We start from the raw sequence: 22,976 nt of genomic DNA, 5'->3' as shown, positions 1-22,976 counted from the left end.
TTTAGAATAAACGATATTAAATTTTCTTGACAAAAATAAATTAAATATTCAAAATATTTCTAATGTTTTTTATATGAGTTTTTCCTATAGGAATAATTTTCCCATTTTTCATTTCAAGTGAATTGGGATCTTTGATAAATTTATCAACATATTCGAGATTTATTATATAGGATTTATGTACTCTTAAAAAAGTGTAAGGAATTTCTTTTTCAAATTTATTTAAATTTTTAAAGTGTTTGAGTGTATATTCACCATTTTTTGTAATTGCCAGTATTTTTTTGTTGAAATATTCAAAATAATATATTTCCTCAAAATCTAAAAATATTATTTCTTTATTATTTTCTACAGCTAATTTGTTGAGTTTTGTATTTTTGAATTCTTTTTCTATTCTATTAATTGTTTCTATAAATCTTATTTCCGAGACTGGTTTTGTCAAATAGTCCAATGCATGTACTTCAAAAGCATCCACTGCATATTCAGAATAAGCGGTAACAAAAACAATTTTATATTTTTCTAAATATTTTGAAGCTTTTATTCCCGTTATTTTTGGTAATTCTATATCAAGAAAGATTACATCAGTATCATTTTTTATTTTGCTTTTCAGAAAATTTTCAACACTTTCAAAACAACCTAATATTTCAAAAGAACTCATTTCTTTTATTAATTCTTTCAGACTTTCTCTTGCGTAATATTCGTCATCTATAATTACAACCTTTATCATACTAATTCACCAACTCTATTTTTTATTTTTATTTCAACAATTGCTCCGCCAAATATTCCAGACTTTATGTTTAATTCATAATTTTCATTATATATTGCATTTAATCTGTTTTTTATCAATTCCAGACCTTTTCCTTTAGGTTTATTTCCTAAAAAACCTTTTCCATTATCTTCTACCACAATAGAAATGGAATCATTATTTTCTTTTATTGTTAAACTTATGAGAAGTTTACTGTCTTTCATACCATGTTTTATGGAATTTTCTATAAGTGGTTGGAGAATAAATGGAGGAATTTCTTTACTTTCTGTATTTTTGTTGCATTTTATTTCATAATCCAGCTTGTCTTTGAATCTTAATTTCATTAATTCTAAATAATTTTTTGTAAAATCTATTTCTTCTTTTATAGTAACAAGTTTTGCATTTTCATATAATGTATACCGTAGTAAATTAGAGAGATTATCTATAAATTTGTTTACATTATCAGGTTCTTTTTTTGATATATATTTGATGGCATTTAAAGTATTGAATAAAAAATGCGGGCTCAAATTTGCCATTAATTCTCTTAATTTTTCTTCTGTAGCAAGTTTTAAAGCTTCATTCATTTTTGATATAGATATTATCAAAGATAACGTTTGAGATAACTTTTTTCCAAAAACAATATCTGTATTTTTTATGGTTTTATTTTTTGAATAATATAGTTTTAAGGTACCTATTAAGTTATTATTTAAATCTTTTAATGGCAATATTATTGCCGAGTGTAATGGGCAATCTTTTTTTTCACAGCTTATTCCACTTTTTCCAATAATCTTTAAACCTTTTTCGCTTTTTATAACTTTTTTTGTTGCTCCAGTCTTTATTTTTAATCCAGAAACATGATGATCGCTTCCTATACCAACATGAGATAATATTTTTCTTTTATCCGTTAATGCTACAGCATCAAAGGTACTATTCTCCAAAATGGTCTTGGCTATAATATTTGCGCTTTTTTCGTTAAAACCAAGTTCTATTGTATTTAAACTATTTTCCATAATAATAAATATTGAAGTCATAGCACTCTCAGCTGTAAGTTCAAGGTTTTCTTCCAGATTTTTTATCATAAAATTCAAAAAAGAAACCCCCAGAGCATTTGTTACAACCATAGGAAATAATATATTGAAAGTTATATCATACGCAAGACTAAAAGGTTTTACCATAATTAATACATAGGTCAGATGTATTATTTCAATAATTGTCGTATAAAATAATGTATTAAAAAAAGTAAAATGTTTTCTTCCAAAATGCTGGGATATAAGTCCACTTAATACTCCAGCTGTTACGGTTCCCAAAAAACACGGGAATGCAGTTATTCCTCCAATGGATAGCCTGAATATTGATGAGATTCCTGCGGCGATTAAGCCGGATGTGATCCCGCCTGTCATACCTGCCAGAATTACACCAATATCTCTGTAATTAACTATCGCACCATTGTATTCAATGCCAAATATTGTTCCTAAAATTCCCAATAGTCCACCTATAATACCAAGCATAATCTTATTTTTGGCAACTAATGTTTTGCCAAATATATTTTTTATAAAATATGTTTGAAAGATTATATATGTAATTACCAGTATTAAGGATACTCTTTCAAGTAATATGAGACTGATATTTTCTAACATGGGTCTCTCATCATCGCCCTATCTCCAAAATCTCCGAGGTCTTTTAATTCAGAATCTTTAATTTCTTTACGTTTCTTTTTTGCTTCTTTATAAAAATTCAAGGTTTCGTTTATTTCTATATTTTCTAAATCTTTAAGCATTTCAATAGCTTTTCCCTGAGGAGATTTTGATATGTATACAATTATTTTGTCATAATTGTGAATCACTTTTTTTATACTTCTAATGTCAACAACTCCAAGACCAAATCCATATAAAATAAGTGTTTTCATCTCTATTACCTCCTATAAATTTCTCATCAAATGCGCATAAACTTTTGTGTCTGAAATTAAATGCGCTATTTTTATATATTCATTTGGTTGATGCGCTGTGTGATCCATTGTTCCCCATACAACAGCTGGAAGGTTTTCGTGTCTTAATATTGCAGCGCATGTACCACCACCAATCCCTCCGACAAATGCATCAATATTTCTTAATTCTTTTAAACTTTCTTTTAATTTTATAACCATTGGATGATCTGGTTGTGTGGGTGCAGGGGCTTTTTCAATTTGAGGCGTTTCAATATTTATTTTAACATCGAATTTAATTTCATATTTTTCTTTGATTTTATTGATATCATCGAGTATTTCACTTAAATCATATTGGGGGAGTATTCTGCAATCAAAATAGAGTATATCTGTTCCTGGAATTGTATTTATATTATCAACATTATATTCTTTTTTTGTTGGTTCAAAGGTTGAAATAGGAACTCTCCCAAACATTTTATCTATAGCATTATATTTTTCATGTAAAAATTCATCCAACTCCTTCGCAAAATATATCGCAGCTCTATGAGCATTTCTGGCTACATTTGGCGTAGCAGCATGAGCCTGCTTTCCTTCAGTTATGATTTTTAACCATAATATGGATTTCTCTGCTATTTCAATAAATGAACCTTCATCGTTTCCAGAGTCAGGCACGTAATACCAGTCATTTTTATTGAAAATCCCTTGTTTTAACAGATATTTTATTCCATAATCACTTCCAGTTTCTTCATCAGATACAAATACTAAACCAATATTATTTTCTGGTCTTATATTTAAGTCCATAATAGTTTTTAAACCAAAAAGTGTTGCTATTAAAGAACTTCCATTGTCTTCTGCTCCTCTTCCAAAAATTTTACCATCTTTTACTACTGGTGTAAAAGGGTCTGTTTCCCATAAAGAGAGATCTCCCGCTGGAACTTTATCCATATGAGTAATGAACCAGATGGTTCTTTTTGGTTTTTTTCCTTTATATAACGCAACAATATTAGGTCTAAAACCATATTTTACAGCATCATCTGGAGCATCGTAACGTTTTATTTCATCGAATTTCATAGTTTTCATATATGATTCAAGATATTCTGCAACCTCTTTTTCTCCAGGCCCTCCACCTCTTGGATTTACAGAATTAATAGAAATAAATTTTTTTAATCCTTCGATTATATCTTCTTTAAGATTTTCTACATGATTAATAATATCCATTTTTACACCCCCGTAAAAAATTTACTATAAGCTTTTCATTTTTTATTTTACAATTATTTCAACATCTTTTTTATCAAAGGCAATAGCAACTTTTATTACTTTTTCTATTCCGTAACTTTTTATTTCTTTTTCATATCCTTTTTCTTCTATCTGTTTTATTCCTCTTTCTGCGCTGTCTTTTAGATTTTTATCAAAATCTCTGCTGTATTTTTTGAATTCAAATATTATTCCTGGTTTTGTTTTGTTTTTAGGGATTAATATTAAATCTGCTCTTCCGTATCCCACCTCTCTGTTACTTTTTATTATATAATCCTTTTCTAATCCTACACTCATTCCTAATATTAATCCATGATAGAATCTTTCTGGTTCTTTTTCTGTTACGTCAAAATAACTCAGTGTATTTTCTACTATTTCTTTAAACTCTTTTGTGAATTCTATTTTTTCTCCATTTATTAGTAATCTTATTATTTTGTTGTATTCTATACTGCTTTCTTTTAGTATATTCACTACTGTCATTTCATAGAATTCTTTTGCTTCTTTGTTTGGTATTTTCAATCTGTATATCGCACTATTTCCTTCTCCTTTTTTGTCTTTCCATGTTAGATATCCGGTGAATAGAAATAATGTCCATACACTTTCTTCAAGATTTTCATTTAAGTCTCCATATACTAAGTTTTCATTTATTGTGCTTTCTATTGTTTTTCCTTCTATTAATTCCCCTATTTTTATTTTTATTGATTCTGTCCCTTTTCTTATTAATTCTTTTATTAATGTGTTTCCACTGCTGTTTATCCAGTAATTTCTTATTTCTTTTGATCTTACATAGTTTATTATTGAGTATGGATTATATACTTCTTTTCCTCCAAAGTTAAAGCCGTTATACCATTCTATTATTTTTTCTTCTTCATATTCTATTCCATAATATTTTAATATTTCTTCTAATTCTTCTTTTGTTACTCCAAATTTGTCATTGTATAGTTCATTTACTACTGTTGATATGTCAAGATTATTTACTCCTGTGAATATACTTTCTTTTGCTACTCTTGTTATTCCTGTTAATACCGCTTTTTCAAGATATTTATTGTCTTTTAATGCATTACCCAATATATTACCTATAAACGTTATGAATTTTCCATAGTATCCTCTTAAATATGATTGTTGTATTGGTGTGTCATATTCGTCTATTAATAATATCGCTTTTTTGCCGTGATGTTTGTAGAGATATTTTGATAGATCCAATATGCTGTTTTCATATAATGTGTTTTCTCCTTTTCTCCCTAATATCTCTTTTATATCTTCTTTTTCCCATTTATTCAGTCTTTCACTTTCTATTAAATATACGTATTCTCTGTATAAATCACTTATTTTTTTTCTTAATGTACTTATCATCTCTGTATAATTTTTTTCTTTTAAATCCTTAAATGTTAAATAAATTACAGGATATTTATTTAAATACTTTTCTATTATCTCTTTTTCTTCATATATTTTTAAGTTTTCAAATAGATGTTTATTATCTTCATCATTTTTAAAAAAATACTCCAACATGCTCATATTTAATGTTTTTCCAAATCTCCTTGGTCTGGTTATTAGTATTACTCTGCCTCCTGTTATTATTTCTTTTATTAACATGCTTTTATCTATATAGTATGCATTATCTTCTATTACTGTTTTAAAATCACTGTCTCCTATTGGTAAGCGTTTCAATTTCATCATTTCACCTCCATACTTTGTAATTATTTATCCGATTCTTATATAAAGTATTAGTGTCTTTATTATATTTTTTCTTCAAAAACATTATACCATAAAAAAAGGAACGCTAATACACCCACTTAGGCTATCCCTAAAACACTTCTAAAAAATTAATATAATTAGAATATCTAAATAGATTGTCTAAAAAGTCAAATTCACTCAGACAGCTTGATTGCTAATCCTTAAAATTATTCATTCTCAGCCGTCGCTCAAACAATACATCGTGTATTGTTTCGCTCAAAATTACTTCCATGTAATTTTGACGGCTTTCATTTACGCTTAGATTTTTTAGGTATAAAAAATCTAAGGGAAAAGGATTTATAATTATATAATAATTTATAATTATATAATAAAAATTATTTTTCCAATTACCCGCTGTAAGCGTGTAAGGGCAATCTTCGAGTCTTCGTTTCATTTGAGACTTTTTAGACAGCCTAGAATATCTAAATATGATAGGAAGTTTATAATTTTAACATTTAATCTGATATCATTTTAAACAATTATCTATGCTTAAAAATGGCTACAAAAAAAATTAAGGGGTGCTTGCGCATCCCTTAATCTTTTTTGGTTTTTATTTCACCTTTTCCAACTCTTATATTTAATTTATCTTTGTCCAGATCTATTATCACTTTACTCTTTGGAGGAATCTTTCCTGCAATAATCATATTCGCTAATTCCATTTCGATTTCCCTTTCGATTACCCTTCTCAAAGGTCTTGCTCCAAATATTCTATCATAACCTTTTCTGGCAATATACTCTTTTGCATTTTCTGTTATCATTAATTCTAAATCCTTTTCTTTCAGTCTTTCTTCCAATCTTCTCATCATTATACCAACAATTTCTTTAACTTCATCAACAGATAGAGGTTTAAATACAACTATTTCATCTAATCTGTTTAAGAATTCTGGTCTAAAATATTTCTTTAATTCTTCTCTGACAATTTTTTCCATATCCTTTTCTTCGTTTAACCTTTCTTCCTCATTTACGAATCCTAACTTCCCTCTATTTTCTAATTTATTTAATATATTTTCTGAACCAATATTACTTGTCATAATAATAATGGTATTTCTAAAATCTACTGTATTACCTTTTCCATCTGTTAGCCTTCCGTCATCAAGTACTTGTAATAGAATATTGAAAACATCAGGATGAGCTTTTTCTATTTCATCAATGAGAATTACAGAATATGGTTTTCTTCTTACTGCTTCTGTTAATTGACCTCCCTGTTCATATCCTACATATCCCGGAGGTGAGCCTATTAGTCTTGAAACAGCATGTTTTTCCATATATTCAGACATATCAATTCTAATTAATGCTTCCTCTGTATCAAATAATACTTCTGCTAAAGATTTGGCAAGTTCTGTTTTACCAACACCTGTTGGTCCAAGAAATAAGAAAGAGCCTATAGGTCTTGTTGGGTCTTTTAATCCAGCTCTTGCTTTTCTTACATGTTGTGAAACTTTGATAATAGCTTCTTCTTGACCTACAACCCGTTTGTGTAATTCTTTTTCGAGATTTAGAAGTTTTTCTCTTTCTTCTTCGAGCATCTTTTTTGCAGGAATACCTGTCCATTTTTCTATAACTTCTGCTATTCTATCCTCATCAACAATAACCTCTTCATCTTCTTTATCTTTTTCAGTTTCATATTGTTTTTTCAACTCTTCTATCTGTTTTTCTAATTCGAATAAATCCTTCTTTTTTAATGCTGCCTTTTCGTACTCACCTTTAACAGTTAATTCATTAATTTCTTCTTCTAATTCTTTAATTTCATATTCTAATTTTTTTATGTTAGATAACTTTGAACTTTTTTCTAATCTTGCTTTAGCAGATGCTTCATCTATCAAATCTATAGCTTTGTCTGGCAAGAATCTATCTGTTATATATCTATGAGATAATTTTACCGCCGCAACTACTGCGCTATCATCTATAACAACATTATGATGTTTTTCAAAAGTTTCCTTTAATCCTCTTAAAATTGCAATAGCATCTTCCTCATTTGGCTCATCTACCTGTACTGGTTGAAACCTTCTGGCTAATGCCTTATCTTTTTCTATATATTGCCTATATTCATCAAGCGTTGTAGCTCCTATAACACGTAATTCACCACGAGCTAAATCTGGTTTTAACATATTTGCTGCATCCATCGAATTACCTTCAGCTTTTCCCGCTCCAATTATTGTATGTAATTCATCTATAAAAAGGATAATTTTATCTCCCTGTTTTTTAACTTCATCTATAACATTTTTTAATCTTTCTTCAAATTCTCCTCTAAATTTTGCACCTGCTAATAATCTTCCCATATCAAGTTGTAATATTCTTTTTTCTATTAACGCATCAGGAACAGCTCCTTTTATAATTCTTTGCGCCAAACCTTCTACAATGGCTGTTTTACCAACACCCGGATCACCAACTAAAACAGGATTGTTTTTTGTTTTTCTGCTTAATATTTCTATAGTTCTTTGAATTTCAAGATCTCTACCAATTACAGGCATTAATTTTTTTTCTTCAGCCATTTTTGTCAAATCAATTGTAAATTGAGCTAAAACATCAGCTACATTCTCTTCCGTTCCCTCTTTTGTGACTTTTATATTCTTGAGTTCTTCATATATTTCATTTGTTGTTAATCCATATTTTGAAAATAATTTTGCAGAATAAGATGTTCCTTCAAGCATAATAGCCAGTAATAAATGCAATGTTGTTATTAATTTGTGTTTTGTTTTTCTTGATTCGCTTTTGGCTATTTCAAATATTCTTTCCAATGTTGGAGAAATATATACTCTGTTATCTCTCATTCCCCCATATGAATATTGAACATTTTCCTCTAATTCATTTTCAATATTCTCCCGAATAGCTTCAACGTTTATAGTCTCAAATATTCTTTTTACATATTCATCATCGCTATCGAGTATAGAAAGAGTTATATGTTCCGGAGTTACTATGTTTGTGCCATAACCATTTGCAAGAGTTCTGGCGTTTTCTATTATTTCCAGTGCCTTTTCTGTGAAATTTTTTGGATTCATCATTTCATTCACCTCCATATATTTTTAAATTTTATTTTTAGCAATCGTAACTTATATTTGCTAAAGACTTTTTAAAAAAATAATTTTCCGCAAACTCCGCTTTTTTAGACTTGAATTTTTTAAAAAAGTTCAAACACGAGATATTTTTAAGCAATCTTAACATATATTTGCTAAGATAATTTTACATCTTAAATGTTTCGTGTATATTAACAAAAATAAAAAACAGTGATAAATAATAACAATTAGAAATGGTAATGTTTTTTTAATTAGCATAATTAACATATTTTAAAAATCAACTCTTAACTGTTTTTTAAAATAATAATGTTTTAATTATTCTGGAGGTGGAAAAATGACAAAATTTGTAGATACCACTTTAAGGGACGGACAACAATCTATTATTGCCACAAGAATGAGAACAGATGAATTTGAGCCAGTTTTAAATAAATTCGACGAAATCGGATTTCATTCAATGGAGGTATGGGGTGGAGCTACTTACGATTCCTGTATCAGATATTTAGACGAAGATCCATGGAATAGATTGAAAATCATTAGAGAAAAGTTAAAAAATACACGAATACAAATGCTTTTAAGGGGTCAGAATATTGTTGGGTATAGAAATTATGCTGATGATGTGGTGGAATTATTTATAAATAAAGTTGCAGATTACGGAATGGATATAATAAGGGTATTCGATGCATTAAATGATATAAGGAATTTGGAAAAAAGTATTGAAATTGCAAAAAAAAGAAAAATACATGTTCAGGGAGCTATTTCCTATACAATAAGTCCCGTTCATAATCTGAAATTTTATTTGAGTTTTGCTAAAGAATTGATAGACAAAGGCGTAGATTCAATTGTTATCAAAGACATGGCAGGTCTCTTAACTCCAAAAATGTCCTATCAATTGATTTCAGAATTAAAAAAGAAGTTTAATGTACCTATTGAATTGCATTCTCATAACACCGCCGGAATGGCATCAATTGCATATCAGGCAGCTATTGACGCTGGTGTTGATTTCATTGATACCGCTTTAAGTCCGTTTGCAAATGCGAGTTCTCAACCAGCGGTGGAGCCTTTTAATTTTGCTCTTGGAGAACCTTTGAATTCAGATTTATTATATGATTTAGCTCATCATTTCTGGAATGTTAGAGATAATCATGTTGAAAACGATATGAGAATGGTTTCTATAGATTCGAGAATATTAAAAGCACAAATTCCTGGAGGGATGTTCTCAAATCTCGTTTCGCAATTAAAATCACAAAAAATGATACATTTATTAGATGATGTTTTGAAGGAAGTGCCAAGAGTTAGAAAGGATCTTGGTTATCCACCTCTTGTAACCCCAACAAGTCAGATAGTTGGCGTTCAGGCTGTTTTAAATGTTATGTATAAAGAACGATATAAGTCCATAACAAAAGAAGTAAAAAATTATTTAAAAGGAATGTATGGAAAACCACCTGCCCCAGTTAATGAAGATTTATTAAAAAAAGCTTTAGGTAACGAAACACCTATTACCTGCCGACCTGCAGATTTACTGGAACCTGAAATTAATAAAGCTCGTGAAGAAATATGCGCATTAGCCGAGAATGATGAAGATTTATTAACCTATATTTTATTTGGCGAAGTTGGAAAAAATTATCTAAAGAAAAAATACGAGAAAGAAATTCAGGTTGATTTTGACCTCGTTGAAGAGAATGAAGAATTTTCAGAAGATGAAAGTGTATATCCTGTATAAAAAGAGGCTGCTATTAGCAGCCTCTTTTTATACATAAATTTATGTATTTATTTATTAAATATAGGAACAGGTATATTCAACCAATATAATGCTGTAAAGTCCGTAATTATAGAGAGTTTCCATAGAGATTTTTTACTGCTTAAATTATAACTATAACCACCAGAAACTTTAATTCCATCAAAGCCATATTTCCCGTCTAATATTGAAAAATATTGATTCCATAATTTTTTTGATATATTTGTCCCTAAAATCATATTGCCTATTGTATCATAATATACATAAGGTTCAATTTTTAGAGTTTTTATATCAAATGCTGTCGATGTTTGTATATAATAATTATTATCTCTATATCCAAATAATATGTTATTCTCATAGTAATTCTGATTATTTATTGTATATGGTTTTTTTGTCAAACTAATTTGAATATCTTTTGATAAAAATTTAGAGTTTTCAAGTTGGAAAAAAGTATTAATATTTAAATAATTCTTCTTTTTCAAATAAAATTCGAAATTTTTTGATATATTTATTTCAGAATATATATTATTATTTTGATATTTGAATTTTGCGAAATTCTGAGTATAATAGTCAAGATAAACTCCTACAACAGGTATGATCTCATTAAAATCTGTTAATATTCCTCCACCTATTCCATAATTAACACCTTCGCTAATAGCGGCATAAATAACCCCTACGTCATCATTTTCAATATATGGAAATAAGATTCCATATTTTAATCCCTCCTTGTATTTATTAACATTATTTATTTCAAAATTTTTATTATAATTATCCAGTTCTTTTTTTTTCGGTTTATAAATAAAAATTTTAGATTCTTTTGCTAAATCAGAATTTTTAATTCTGGATAAATGATATCCCTCTTCATTATAATATAAAAAATATAAATTTTCATTCAGAACAACCGGGTAAAAGGCTCCATATATGTGGTTTGTTAATTTCGTCAATTTTTTTGTTTTTAAATTCAGCGAATAAATATTAAAAATATTGTCTTCATAATTTGCGGTATAATATAATTTGTTGTTTTTTATGAATATATTCATTTCTGTATATTTGTCGTTTGTAACTTGTATTAAATCATAATTATTTAAATCAATATAATAAATATCATTTTGATTGTTTATATTCCCGGAAAAATATATTTTATTATTTGAGTAATAAAAGTCATTTACTATATATTTTCCCCAGTCTAATACTTTTCGTATTTTTGAATCTCTTAAATCCCATATAAATATTGCGGTTAAACCATTATTTATTTTTGTATATACTATACGATTATTATCAATAAATTTAAATGTTTTAACTCTTTTATCAATTAAAGTATCTGATATAGGGCAGCCGCATTTTAAATATAATAAATTCATGTTTTCGATCTGAGTGATATATGTGATTTTCCCATCATCTGAAATATCAAAATTTCTTATATCAGGTAATATTAATTTATTTCCTTTATATACACCACTTCTTTTTCCTGGAGATTGCTTGTAATAATATAAGTAATTGCCATCTGTTTTAAGGTTCGAAGTATAATGGTATGAATCATCTAAAGCTTTATAATCGCTATCATATCCTTTGTTTAATAGCTCTAGATATTCGTTTTTATATTTTACTTTTATATATAATAAAAAGTCGTTCCATTTTTCATCTGTAACTCTTTCAAACGATGTGCTTATTGTACTGAAAAATAAATGTGAATTTATATCTTTTATTATTTCTCTTAATTTATCTTCACCATATTTTTCAGAAATTTCTTTTGTGAAAATAGCTCCATACATATAATTAAAACCCGCAGGACTCCAGATATCTTTTGATGCTCCACTTCCAAGACTATATCGAGGGTATTCCTTGGATAATACTTCGGCTTTTAAATACATGTTAAACAAATCATTTTGAAATCTTCCTTTAAAATATTTACTCTCCATATATATGGATAAACCTTCATGTAAATAGCTGGGTTCCCATGAAGATATCAATATTTTTTTTATTATATTATCTGGAATCCACGATATATATTTATTTGTCATATTTCCATAAAATATATGGTTTAACTCATGAGAAAATACAAAAGGAATCCAATTTTCAACATTTGTGCTCAATCCCATTTTTGCTTGAGGGGGATTTATATATAATCTGATAATATTAACCTGAGGAACGGCAAAAGCGTTTACAAAATCAACATCATCAAAAATAAAAACTGTAATACTACCGGGGTTTGTATCATAAAATCCCGAATAATCTTCATATAATTTATCGGAAACATTTTTTAATTCATCATAATATAGATATAAATCCTTTTCAAATACAAATTTAAAATATTTTGTTTCCTTTTCATAAGCTTTCTGAGAGAAGTTGTAAATCATTTCTCCATAAGATATTAAAGCTATTAGAAACATAAAAAATACTACTAAAAATTTTTTCACATTTACACCTCCAATAAAATATGCTATAATAAAAATATGCTAAATATATTTATCTAAAGGAGCAATACTATGAAAGCTGTTATTATTGATGGTTATGTTGATGAACCGGCAATTTTAGGTGTTCCACCCTATGTTTCCCCATATATAAGATATGCTGCTGGTGCATTGTATTATCATGGTATTGACGTTGATTATTATACCATAGATCAAGTTAGAAAAGGCACAATGTGGCAATCATTTAATAATTACGAATATTTAATAATCATTGCTGGTGTTACGGTACCTGGACATTATCTTGGCGGAACCCCAATTTCTTTAAGTGAAATAAATAGATTATTCTCTTTAAACAAAGAGCCATTAAGAGTATTAGGCGGACCAATTGTAAAAGGCTACACATTAACAGGCGGAAGAAGAGCAGTAAAAATAGCATCAGATAATATAGATTATATAGTAGAAGGAGACATTGAAAAATTCCTGTTTAAATATCCCATTTCTGATGACTTCAATTTAAAGGACAAATCTGACTATGATTTAATTTCAAAAATAGCGCCTCTTGGTGCTGAAATATTAAAAAAACATCCAAGGTATCCAGATATTATAGTTGAAATGGATGTGTCACGAGGATGCGAAAGAACCAATGGTTTTTGTTCTTTCTGTACAGAACCGTTAATAAATGGAAAATATAGGGAACGATCTTTAAAAAATCTATTGGATGAGGCAATATCTATTTCAAAGATAGGAGTTAAGAATTTTAGATTTGGAAGAGCTGCGGACTTTCTTGCTTATGGTTCGTTATTAAATAATGGAGAACCAAATATATATCTATTTGACGAATTATATAGTGAAATGTCAAAAATTGCGGATATTATTCATACTGACAATGCAAACCCTGCATATATTATCAAACATAAAAACAACATTAAAAAAATACTGGAAATTATAGTTAAGTATAATACTGCAGGAGATATTCTCTCTTTTGGTATAGAATCATTTGATAAAGAGGTTATATTAAAAAATAAAATTGATATTATGCCTGAGGAAGCTATAGAAGCTATAAGAATAGTAAATGAAATTGGAAAAGTACGAGATGAAAATGGAATCCCAAAATTATTGCCCGGTATAAACCTATTATTTGGATTGATAGGTGAAACGAAAAATACTTTTGAGATAAATAGAAAATATATGGAAAAAATTATGCAAGAAGATTTGCTAGTTAGAAGAATTAATATTCGCCAGGTAATGGCATTTCCAGGAACATTATTATATAATATTAAACCAAAACAACATAAAAAAGATTTTATAAAATTTAAAAAATATATGGAAGAGTATAATAATGAAATGCTTAAAAAAGTTTTCCCGGTGGGCAGTATATTAAAAAATTTAATAATAGAAGATATACAGGGAAAAGTTTCATTTGGAAGGCAGCTGGGAACATATCCTATAAAAACAGGAGTAATAGGGAAATATGATATTTTCCAAAAATTGAATGGTGTTGTAATAGATCACGGCTCAAGATCAATTACGGCTTTAAAATTACCTTTTGATATTAATACAGCTACTATTGAAGAGTTATCAGCAATTAATGGTATAGGGAAAAAAACAGCAGAAAATATTATTTTGATGAGACCAATAAAGAATTTAAATGATCTAAAAAATCTGAACAATAATATAAAACCTATTTTAAATAAACTCAATTTCATCAACAGGGGGTGATTTTATGGGTAAGATTAGGGTACTTGGTATTTTTATTCACGATCGAAAAAAAGAAGCCGGTGAAGTTCAAAGGCTTCTCACTGGGTTTGGTTGTATTATAAAAACAAGATTAGGCTTACATGATGCATTTGATGATGATTGCAGCGACAGAGGTTTGATACTTTTAGAATTAGCAGGGAATGAAAGTTTATGGGGAGATTTAGAAGAGAAATTGTCAAAAATTGAAGGGATAAAAGTTCAAAGAATGGATTTTGAATATTGAAAAAAAGCAACCCTGATGGGTTGCTTTTTTAATGCTTATTTGTCTTCTTCATTGATTTTTAATATTGCCAGAAAAGCATTTTGAGGTATTGTTACCCTACCAATTTGTCTCATTCTCTTTTTTCCTTCTTTTTGTTTTTCAAGCAATTTCATTTTTCTTGTAATATCGCCACCATAACATTTAGCAAGTACATCTTTTCTGTAAGCCTTTATGGTTGATCTTGCGATTATCCTTCCATCGCCTTTTGCTTGAATTGGTATTTCAAATTGATGTTTTGGTATTAAATCTTTTAATTTTTCCACCATTTTTTTAGAAACTTCATACATTTTACTTTTGTGTACAATAAAAGATAATGCTTCAACTGGTTCTCTATTTACTAAGATTGTTACTTTTATTAAATCAGATTTTCTATATCCAATTAATTCGTAATCCATAGATGCATAACCACGACTAATAGCTTTCATTCTATCAAAAAAGTCAAATATTATCTCACCAAGCGGAACTTCGAAGTGCATAACAACTCTATCTTTACCAGCATTTGACACAGAGATAAATTCTCCTCTTTTTTCATTCTGTACTACTCCCATTAATCCTCCCATATATTCTGTTGGAGTTATTATATCTAATTTTACATAAGGTTCATAGACTTCTTCTAACAAATCCTGATCCGGAAATTGTGTTGGGTCATGGATTTCCATTTCTTCACCATTTTTAGTTTTAACTTTATACACAACATTAGGTGCTGTTAATATTATAGCCAGCTCAAATTCCCTTTCTATTCTTTCCCTTACAACATCCATATGTAAAAGTCCTAAAAAACCACATCTGAATCCAAAACCCAATGCTGGTGAATGTTCTGGCACAAAAGTTAAAGCTGCATCATTTAATTTGAGTTTTTCAAGAGCTTTTCGTAATTCTTCATAGTAATCCGGTACTCCGGGATAAATTCCTGCATATACCATGGGCTTTACTTCTTTATACCCCGGAAGAGGTTCATCTACAGGGTCACTGGCACTTGTAACAGTATCTCCAACACGAGCTAATTCAACATCTTTAATACCAGCTATTATATATCCAACCTCACCAGCAGACAGAGAATCTGTTTTTTGCATTTCAGGGTGAAATATACCAACTTCAACAACTTCATATTTTTCTTTATTTGACATTGTCATTATTTTATCTCCTGGTTTTACGGTTCCACTGAATATTCTTGTATAAATAATAACCCCTCTATATTTGTCATATTTCGCATCAAATATCAAAGCCTTTAATTTATCATTATGTGTTCCTTTGGTTGTTGGTGCAGGAATTCTTTTTATAATTTCTTCTAATAAGTTTTCAACACCTTCTCCTGTTTTCCCTGAAATTTTTAACGCTTCTTCTCCTGAAATTCCTATTAAATCCTCAATTTCTGCTAATGTTTCCTCAATGTTGGCGTTTGGTAAATCTATTTTATTTACTGCAGGAATTATTTCTAAATCGTTTTCTATTGCGAGATACGTGTTAGCAACAGTTTGAGCCTCTACGCCTTGTGACGCATCAACAAGCAATACAGCTCCTTCACAAGCCGCAAGACTTCTTGAAACTTCATATGTAAAGTCAACATGACCGGGAGTATCTATTATATTTATTTCATAAGTATTGCCATCTTTAGCATCATACATAATTTTAACAGGTTGAGATTTTATGGTTATACCTCGTTCCTGTTCAATATCCATCATATCAAGATATTGGTCATGCATCTTTCTTTTTTCAACGCTTTTTGTAAGTTCCAGTATTCTATCAACAAGAGTGGTTTTTCCGTGATCTATATGAGCAATTATGCTTATATTTCTAATCAGCTCCGGATTATACACAAAAACACCTCCAAACACTTTTTACTTATTATATCAAAATTTTCTTTAAAAAATATGACGAATGAATAGCTTTAAGCTTTTAATATATTAAAAATTTATATGTATTCACCAATTAAATTAACAGGTATATCAATGATCTCTTTTATTTTTTCATAATTATTTCTTTCCAAAGTAACAATTGCACATGTTGCAGGTCCTGCACTTTTATATACATCTAAAACAATATTTTTAGATAAAATAAAATTCAAATTTTCTGTTTTTGCTATTTCATTCGCTTCATACAATAATCCTTTTGAGCCAACTGGTAAAATTTCATGTATGAAATTAAGATTCCTCAACTTTAATAATTCAGAAATGGTTAAAATATCTTTATTTCCAACAACTTCTTTACCAACCTTTGGAATTCCAATTACTAAAGCTATATCTCCCGAAACTGTTAAAAAATTTATGTTTCTTTTTTTTATACCAATTACTGTTATTCCCATTCCTGTTTGAATTACAGGAAAGTTTTCTTCTGTACTGCCCGTGATTATTTTATCCATATCAAGTTTTAACGGTTTTACAGCTTTTTTTATACCTTCTAAAATTTTTTTTCCTGTATTATTCATTTCAACTGAAAGAGTGTTTACTATTGCAATAGGATGTGCTCCATACGCAATAATTTCAGATAGTGCAACATGAGCTCCAAAATAACCAACTATTTCAGGCGGAACTTTAACTATATCCTTTTCTTTATTTCCAATTGCTCCAGAAGAATCACAGGCAATTACTATTTCTTTTTTCTTATCCAGTTCTATAATGCTCAAATCTCTAAACTTTTTAATTTTCATACACCCACCTTTTTCTTTACCTTTAACATATCTTTTTTAAAATTCCAAAATTGTTTTTATATTCTATTTCTATTAGACTGCCAAAATCACAACTAAAATTCCACATTTTATCGATGTCCAATCTAAGCAAATAAACAATAATAATTCGAATTACTCCACAATGTGAAACTATTAAATATGTTTTATTTTCATTCTTTTTTTTCTCAATAAAATTAACAACTCTATTATAAAATTCTATAAAACTTTCTCCACCTGGAAATATAAAATTCTTGTAATCTCGTATCCATTTAATATACTCATTTTCGTATTCTCTTTGTATAGTTTCTATGTTTTTACCTTCAAAATATCCAAAATTTATTTCTTTTAATTCTTCTCTTTTTTCAACCTTAATATTAAAAATTTTTGCTACTTCCAAAGCTGTATAATATGACCTTTTTAAAGGACTGGAATATATTTTATCAATTTTCTTATCCCTTATTTTCTCTTTTATAATTTCTATTTGTATCTTCCCTTTTTTTGTTAACGGAAAATCACTCCACCCACTATATATTTTCTTTACATTAGCTTCCGTTTCACCATGCCTTATCAATATTAAATTCAAGATAAAACACCTCTAAATATATATAATAAAAATAAAAATATACTTTGTGAGGATTCTATTATTAGTCCTATTGTATCACCAGTCATTCCGCCAATTTTGCTTTTTATATATTTCGTTATTAATATAACCATCAAAAAACTCAAAATTATCGGTATTAATATATATTTATTAAATATTACAATTGATATTATTAAAATTAAAATCATCGAAAATAACGCTTCTTTTAATCCACAATTATCTATAAATACATTACCTATACCCTGTTCTTTTCTTGCATATTCACTAAAAGAAGCTGCTAATATAGCAGAGATCCTACCAATTGCAGGCGTTAATATCAAAAATTTATAATCAAGATAATAACTCAGCAAAAGAGCTGGGGCAAATACCATAAAAAGCCCTAACACACCAAATGTTCCTATCCTACTATCTCTCATAATTTCAAGAATTCGTTCTTTACTTCGGTTACTAAAAATTCCATCAAATGAATCTGCAACACCATCAATATGCAAACCGCCTGTTATCCATATATAAAATATCCATATCATTAAAATTATTATTGACTTATCTAAATATGGTTCAAATATTGAAAATACATACATAAAAAAACCAATAAAGAGACCTAATAGTGGTAAAAATAATATACCTTTTGCAAAATCTTTTTCATTAAATTCAAAATTATATTTTATAGGTATTCTTGTAAAAAAAGTTATTATTAAAATAATACTTTTCATAATCCACCCCACTACTTTAATTTTAAAGGTATTCCAGATATTGTTATATATACTTCATCAGAATTCTTAGCTAAATATTGATTTATTCTTCCTGCAATATCTCTGAATATATTTCCTAATTTATATGAAGGAACTATCCCCATTCCAACTTCATTTGTAACTATAATCATATTTTTTTCTTTTATTTTTATAATTTTAATCAACTTTTCTACTTCAACAAAAATCTCTTTTTCAATTTCATCTATTTTATTATAATCAATTTTATCAAAATCAACATTGTGTTTCAAAAGTAAATTTGAAACCATTAACGTCATGCACTCAAAAATAATTGTGTCTGAAATTAAAAATTCTTCATTATTTAATAAATTATCAAAATTTTTAAACTGTTCTAGTGTTTTCCAATCTTTTGGTCTGGCATTTTTATGTTTTTTTATTCTGTCCCTCATTCCATCATCAAATGGTATTGCTGTTGCTATATATAAAATATTATTTCCAAATTTCTTTGCTATTTTTTGCGCAAACGTGCTTTTTCCACTCCTTGCACCACCTGTAACCATAATAATTTTAGCCATATTACACCTCCTATAATTTCCATTCACCACAGGAAATATTCCTGTTAAATAATACGTATTCATTTTACCACAAATAGTACATAGTTTATTTATTTTAATTTTTGGCTGTCTATAATGTATTAAAATTTTTAGAATTTAAAAGTTTAAGAAAGCCTTTTAATTCTCACATCAGAATTTACGAATTTATAATGAAAAATACTGGATTTTTGACAATTGAAAATGTAGTACATCTATGATACAATAACAATGAAAAGTAAATACCTCCGGAATTAAAGGTGAGTAATCTTAATAGGGAAGACGGTGAAAATCCGTCACGGCCCCGCCACCGTAACTGGGGACGAAACCAGCAAAAGCCACTGGTATAAACCGGGAAGGCGCTGGAAGTAGAAAGATCCAGAAGTCGGGAGACCTGCCTTTAATTCCAGAGCAATCCCATTTGCGAGGGCAATTGGGATAGAATTTTTATTTTTATAGGAGGTGGCAGTATGAAAATTCAGGAATTTTTAGGAAAAAAATTTCTAAAGGAATATGGAATTAAAGTACCAGCGTCATATCTGATAAGATCAGAAAACGACATTAGGATTCAGTTCTTACCAGCAGTTTTAAAGTCACAGGTGTTAGTTGGAGGTCGTATGAAGGCTGGTGGTGTATTATTTGCCAAAGACAAAAATGAATTTATATCTAAAGCAAATGTCCTGTTAAAAAAGGAAATTAAAGGTGAAAAACCGTATGGTGTTCTCATCGAAGAAATGATACCTTTTGAAAAAGAATATTATATTTCTCTTGTATTAGATAGAGAAAAAAAAGATATTATTATATTATATTCTGAAAATGGCGGTATTGATATTGAAGAAAATAAAGATAGCATAAAAAAATTAAATTTTGAAAATTACGAAGAGTTTTTACCAGAAAAAATACAAAAAATTATACCAAATCTAAGAAAATTATTTAGAGAAAAAGATTTAACTTTATTAGAAATCAATCCAATGGTTGAAGATAATGAAGGGGTAATATATGCTCTTGATATCGTAATGCATCTTGATGATAATGCTATATTTAGACAAGAATGGGTAAAGGAATTTTTAGAAGAAAAATATCCTTTTCATTTTGTCAAATTAAATGGAGATATAGGCATAATTGGTTGTGGTGCAGGAATAGTTATGGCTACGATGGATGCTGTAAAATTAGCTGGTGGAGAACCAGCAGATTTTCTGGATCTTGGAGGAGGAGCAGAAAAAGAAATTACAATACAGGCTTTAAATTTATTAAAGGATAATGGAATAAAAAGAATTATATTAAATATTTTTGGCGGTATAACAAAGTGTGATGAAATTGCAAATGGTTTAGTAGAATTTAAAAAACAAAATCCAGAAATTAATTTGTTTATACGATTAACTGGAACAAATGAGGAAAATGCAAAAAAAATACTGAAAGAAAATGAATTAAGCTATTATGAAGACATGTATTCTATGATTTTAGATGCAGTAAGGATGGTGAGAATTCATGATTAATGGAAAAGAAAAAATATGTGTCCAGGGAATAACAGGAAAATATGGCAGATTACATACAGAAAAAATGTTAAATTATGGAGCTAATATTGTTTGTGGAGTGTCAAAAAATTATATAATAAAAAAATTGCATGGAGTGGAAGTTTTAAACAATATGTATGATGCAGTGAATAAATATCGTGTAGATACTTCTGTAGTATTTGTTCCTGCACTATATGCGAAAAATGCGATTTTTGAAGCAATAAATGCAGGAATAAAGAAAATAATTATTATTACAGAGCACATACCTCAACAGGATATGCTTGATGTATATCATATTGCTAAAGACAATAATGTTAGAATAATAGGGCCTAATTGTCCTGGTGTAATATTACCTGGAATTTCAAAAATTGGAATAATGCCAGAGAAAGCGTTTAAACCTGGAGATATCGCAGTGATATCAAGAAGTGGAACTTTAATGTATGAAATTTCAAATTATCTTTCTAAATATTCAACGGGTATTAAAATTGGTATAGGTTTAGGTGGTGATCCAATAATAGGTACATCAGTAGCTGAGGCAATGGAATATATAATGAATAAAAATATTAAAAAGGTTATAGTAATTGGTGAAATTGGAGGAAATGAGGAAGTAAATGGTGTTGAATATGCATTAAAAAAAGGTTATAATGGTGATATAAAAGTATTTTTTGCAGGCAGAACAGCACCAAAAGGAAAGAGAATGGGACATGCTGGAGCTATTTTAGATGGTTATGAAGGTAGTATTGAATATAAAGAAAAAAAATTAAAAGAATTAGGGGTAAAAGTAATTAAAAATATACCGGAATTAGTATGAGGAGGATGTATGAATACATATATATTACTTTTTTTAACTATATTATCTGGAATTTTCATTGGGAAAATACGAATAAAAAACTTTAAATTGGGTAGTTCTGGAACCTTGTTTAGTGGATTATTAATTGGCTGGTATACCACCAGCCAGTTTTCTAATAATCCAGAAATAATAAACACCATGAACAAGGATTTTAAACAATTTTTCCTTTTCTCTTTAATTTTATTTATATCATCTGTTGGATTGATTGCGTCTAAAGATTTAAAACATATAATAAAAAAATATGGCTTTAAATTTATTATTATGGCATTTGTTATAACTTTATCTGGATTCTTAACAACACTTATTTTATCTTCAAATAATAAATACACATTTATAGGACTATTTTCTGGTGCATTAACAAGTTCTCCTGGTTTGGCAACAGCGTTAGAAACAGCACCTAATTTTGAAAAAGATATAATATCCGGATATTCTTTTGGATATATTCCCGGAGTGCTGGCTGTAATATTTTCTATGTATTTATTACCTTATATATTAAAAATAAATATCAACGATGAAAAGAAAAAATTACTTGGAGAAATCAATATAAAAAAAGAAGATGCAAAAAATTTTGATTTTTTAAGTTACTCGCTGGTAATAATTATTGGAATATTATTTGGAAACATTAATATTAATCTTGGTGTAATTTCTTTTAAATTGGGAATGACAGGTGGAATATTATTATCTTCTCTTATATTAGGAACAATAGGGAAAATATGGATATTTAACTTTAAAATGAATAAAATGATTTTGAAAAATTTACAGGAATTTGGTTTATTAATGTTTCTTTCTTCTGTAGGATTAAGGTCTGGCTATAAAACCTTAAGCAATTTAAATATTGAAACGCTATATTTAATGTTATTTTCCTCTATCATAGCTTCAATTGCTATAATTGTAGGAGTAATAGTGGGAAAATATATATTGAAAATTAACTGGATAATATTATCAGGAGCAATATGCGGTGGAATGACTAGTACTCCGGGGCTTGGAGCAGCAATAGACGCCAATGATTCTGAAGAGGTTGCAGTAGGCTATGGCGCTACATACCCCTTTGCTCTTATTTGCATGGTCATTTTTAATAAAATATTGATAATAATAAAGTGAGGATACTCCTCACTTTATTATTATGTTTTTATAACAAAAGTCTTTTCTCTTTTAATTTTCCTAAATCATTTTACTTCCTCAATATATTTCGCTTTTTTACCAACAAAAACAATTATA

General features: G+C 28.4%; 18 protein-coding genes and 1 riboswitch. Of the genes, 6 read left to right on the top strand and 12 right to left on the bottom strand.

Going from position 1 to position 22,976, the window contains the following annotated elements; genetic code table 11:
- Positions 1-40 precede the first annotated feature (40 nt).
- The 6 genes from X274_RS08075 to X274_RS08050 form a co-directional block, all read right to left on the bottom strand.
- A complete protein-coding gene (locus X274_RS08075; protein WP_047266327.1) occupies positions 41-721 on the bottom strand; it encodes a LytR/AlgR family response regulator transcription factor in 681 nt (226 codons plus the stop codon).
- Positions 718-2,376: a LytS/YhcK type 5TM receptor domain-containing protein gene (locus X274_RS08070; protein ID WP_047266326.1), complete on the bottom strand. Its 1,659-nt coding sequence runs from the start codon at positions 2,374-2,376 to the stop codon at positions 718-720. Before X274_RS08070 ends, X274_RS08075 begins: the two co-directional genes overlap by 4 nt.
- Complete coding sequence (locus X274_RS08065; RefSeq protein WP_047266325.1) at positions 2,370-2,645, bottom strand: hypothetical protein; 276 nt, start codon at positions 2,643-2,645, stop codon at positions 2,370-2,372. The genes X274_RS08070 and X274_RS08065 overlap by 7 nt, the downstream gene beginning before the upstream one ends.
- 12 nt (positions 2,646-2,657) lie before the next feature.
- On the bottom strand, positions 2,658-3,878 hold the full coding sequence (locus tag X274_RS08060; RefSeq protein WP_047266324.1) for a M20 family metallo-hydrolase: 1,221 nt from the start codon (positions 3,876-3,878) through the stop codon (positions 2,658-2,660).
- Between the two features lie 42 nt (positions 3,879-3,920).
- Positions 3,921-5,588 (bottom strand): AAA family ATPase, encoded by a 1,668-nt coding sequence (locus X274_RS08055; RefSeq protein ID WP_047266323.1) that lies wholly within the window; start codon positions 5,586-5,588, stop codon positions 3,921-3,923.
- A gap of 593 nt (positions 5,589-6,181) precedes the next feature.
- Positions 6,182-8,650, bottom strand: a complete 2,469-nt coding sequence (locus X274_RS08050; protein WP_047266322.1) for an ATP-dependent Clp protease ATP-binding subunit — start codon at positions 8,648-8,650, stop codon at positions 6,182-6,184.
- A 346-nt stretch (positions 8,651-8,996) separates the two neighbouring features.
- On the opposite strand from X274_RS08050, the gene X274_RS08045 reads away from it, so the two are divergent.
- The gene (locus X274_RS08045) at positions 8,997-10,382 is read left to right on the top strand and encodes a pyruvate carboxylase subunit B (protein WP_047266321.1); all 1,386 of its coding nucleotides are present in this window, start codon (positions 8,997-8,999) and stop codon (positions 10,380-10,382) included.
- Positions 10,383-10,429: 47 nt separating this feature from the next.
- On the opposite strand, the gene X274_RS08040 is transcribed toward X274_RS08045, so the two are convergent.
- Positions 10,430-12,814 carry a hypothetical protein gene (locus X274_RS08040; protein ID WP_047266320.1) on the bottom strand — a complete coding sequence of 795 codons (2,385 nt, stop codon included), beginning with the start codon at positions 12,812-12,814 and terminating at the stop codon, positions 10,430-10,432.
- A 69-nt stretch (positions 12,815-12,883) separates the two neighbouring features.
- Between X274_RS08040 and X274_RS08035 the strand changes: the two genes are divergently transcribed.
- Positions 12,884-14,527: a radical SAM protein gene (locus tag X274_RS08035; protein ID WP_047266319.1), complete on the top strand. Its 1,644-nt coding sequence runs from the start codon at positions 12,884-12,886 to the stop codon at positions 14,525-14,527.
- A 4-nt stretch (positions 14,528-14,531) separates the two neighbouring features.
- Positions 14,532-14,789, top strand: a complete 258-nt coding sequence (locus X274_RS08030) for a hypothetical protein (protein WP_047266318.1) — start codon at positions 14,532-14,534, stop codon at positions 14,787-14,789.
- A gap of 35 nt (positions 14,790-14,824) precedes the next feature.
- Here the strand turns inward: X274_RS08030 and lepA are convergent, their stop codons facing one another.
- The 5 genes from lepA to cobU all read right to left on the bottom strand — a co-directional run bounded on the left by lepA (position 14,825) and on the right by cobU (position 19,379).
- Entirely contained in the window at positions 14,825-16,645 is a 1,821-nt protein-coding gene (gene lepA / locus X274_RS08025; RefSeq protein ID WP_047266317.1) for a translation elongation factor 4, read from the bottom strand.
- 95 nt (positions 16,646-16,740) lie between these two features.
- Positions 16,741-17,475: an AIR synthase related protein gene (locus X274_RS08020; protein WP_047266316.1), complete on the bottom strand. Its 735-nt coding sequence runs from the start codon at positions 17,473-17,475 to the stop codon at positions 16,741-16,743.
- A 22-nt stretch (positions 17,476-17,497) separates the two neighbouring features.
- A complete protein-coding gene (gene cobC / locus X274_RS08015; protein ID WP_047266315.1) occupies positions 17,498-18,076 on the bottom strand; it encodes an alpha-ribazole phosphatase in 579 nt (192 codons plus the stop codon).
- Complete coding sequence (gene cobS / locus X274_RS08010) at positions 18,073-18,807, bottom strand: adenosylcobinamide-GDP ribazoletransferase (protein WP_047266314.1); 735 nt, start codon at positions 18,805-18,807, stop codon at positions 18,073-18,075. Before cobS ends, cobC begins: the two co-directional genes overlap by 4 nt.
- An 11-nt stretch (positions 18,808-18,818) precedes the next feature.
- On the bottom strand, positions 18,819-19,379 hold the full coding sequence (gene cobU, locus X274_RS08005; RefSeq protein ID WP_047266313.1) for a bifunctional adenosylcobinamide kinase/adenosylcobinamide-phosphate guanylyltransferase: 561 nt from the start codon (positions 19,377-19,379) through the stop codon (positions 18,819-18,821).
- A 256-nt stretch (positions 19,380-19,635) separates the two neighbouring features.
- Positions 19,636-19,810, top strand: a riboswitch (cobalamin riboswitch).
- Positions 19,811-19,864: 54 nt separating this feature from the next.
- On the opposite strand from cobU, the gene X274_RS08000 reads away from it, so the two are divergent.
- From X274_RS08000 to X274_RS07990, 3 genes are read left to right on the top strand one after another with little or no spacing between them, the layout of a single operon-like run.
- On the top strand, positions 19,865-20,890 hold the full coding sequence (locus tag X274_RS08000) for an ATP-grasp domain-containing protein (protein ID WP_047266312.1): 1,026 nt from the start codon (positions 19,865-19,867) through the stop codon (positions 20,888-20,890).
- Positions 20,883-21,719 carry a succinate--CoA ligase subunit alpha gene (locus X274_RS07995; protein ID WP_047266311.1) on the top strand — a complete coding sequence of 279 codons (837 nt, stop codon included), beginning with the start codon at positions 20,883-20,885 and terminating at the stop codon, positions 21,717-21,719. Before X274_RS08000 ends, X274_RS07995 begins: the two co-directional genes overlap by 8 nt.
- A gap of 9 nt (positions 21,720-21,728) precedes the next feature.
- Positions 21,729-22,859, top strand: a complete 1,131-nt coding sequence (locus tag X274_RS07990; RefSeq protein ID WP_047266310.1) for a membrane protein — start codon at positions 21,729-21,731, stop codon at positions 22,857-22,859.
- Positions 22,860-22,976 lie beyond the last annotated feature (117 nt).

The organism is Marinitoga sp. 1155 (assembly GCF_001021175.1).
GTDB lineage: Bacteria > Thermotogota > Thermotogae > Petrotogales > Petrotogaceae > Marinitoga.
This window is presented reverse-complemented; position numbering and strand designations above follow the sequence as displayed.

What these genes read in the sequence shown, in the direction of transcription:
- X274_RS07990 (WP_047266310.1), top strand. Translation starts at nt 21,729, where the DNA reads ATGAATACATATATATTACTTTTTTTAACTATATTATCTGGAATTTTC.
- X274_RS08075 (WP_047266327.1), bottom strand. Translation starts at nt 721, where the DNA reads ATGATAAAGGTTGTAATTATAGATGACGAATATTACGCAAGAGAAAGT.
- X274_RS08035 (WP_047266319.1), top strand. Translation starts at nt 12,884, where the DNA reads ATGAAAGCTGTTATTATTGATGGTTATGTTGATGAACCGGCAATTTTA.
- X274_RS08055 (WP_047266323.1), bottom strand. Translation starts at nt 5,588, where the DNA reads ATGAAATTGAAACGCTTACCAATAGGAGACAGTGATTTTAAAACAGTA.
- X274_RS08050 (WP_047266322.1), bottom strand. Translation starts at nt 8,650, where the DNA reads ATGATGAATCCAAAAAATTTCACAGAAAAGGCACTGGAAATAATAGAA.
- X274_RS08020 (WP_047266316.1), bottom strand. Translation starts at nt 17,475, where the DNA reads ATGAAAATTAAAAAGTTTAGAGATTTGAGCATTATAGAACTGGATAAG.
- cobS (WP_047266314.1), bottom strand. Translation starts at nt 18,807, where the DNA reads ATGAAAAGTATTATTTTAATAATAACTTTTTTTACAAGAATACCTATA.
- X274_RS08060 (WP_047266324.1), bottom strand. Translation starts at nt 3,878, where the DNA reads ATGGATATTATTAATCATGTAGAAAATCTTAAAGAAGATATAATCGAA.
- X274_RS08030 (WP_047266318.1), top strand. Translation starts at nt 14,532, where the DNA reads ATGGGTAAGATTAGGGTACTTGGTATTTTTATTCACGATCGAAAAAAA.
- X274_RS08065 (WP_047266325.1), bottom strand. Translation starts at nt 2,645, where the DNA reads ATGAAAACACTTATTTTATATGGATTTGGTCTTGGAGTTGTTGACATT.
- X274_RS07995 (WP_047266311.1), top strand. Translation starts at nt 20,883, where the DNA reads ATGATTAATGGAAAAGAAAAAATATGTGTCCAGGGAATAACAGGAAAA.
- cobU (WP_047266313.1), bottom strand. Translation starts at nt 19,379, where the DNA reads ATGGCTAAAATTATTATGGTTACAGGTGGTGCAAGGAGTGGAAAAAGC.
- X274_RS08000 (WP_047266312.1), top strand. Translation starts at nt 19,865, where the DNA reads ATGAAAATTCAGGAATTTTTAGGAAAAAAATTTCTAAAGGAATATGGA.
- X274_RS08070 (WP_047266326.1), bottom strand. Translation starts at nt 2,376, where the DNA reads ATGTTAGAAAATATCAGTCTCATATTACTTGAAAGAGTATCCTTAATA.
- X274_RS08045 (WP_047266321.1), top strand. Translation starts at nt 8,997, where the DNA reads ATGACAAAATTTGTAGATACCACTTTAAGGGACGGACAACAATCTATT.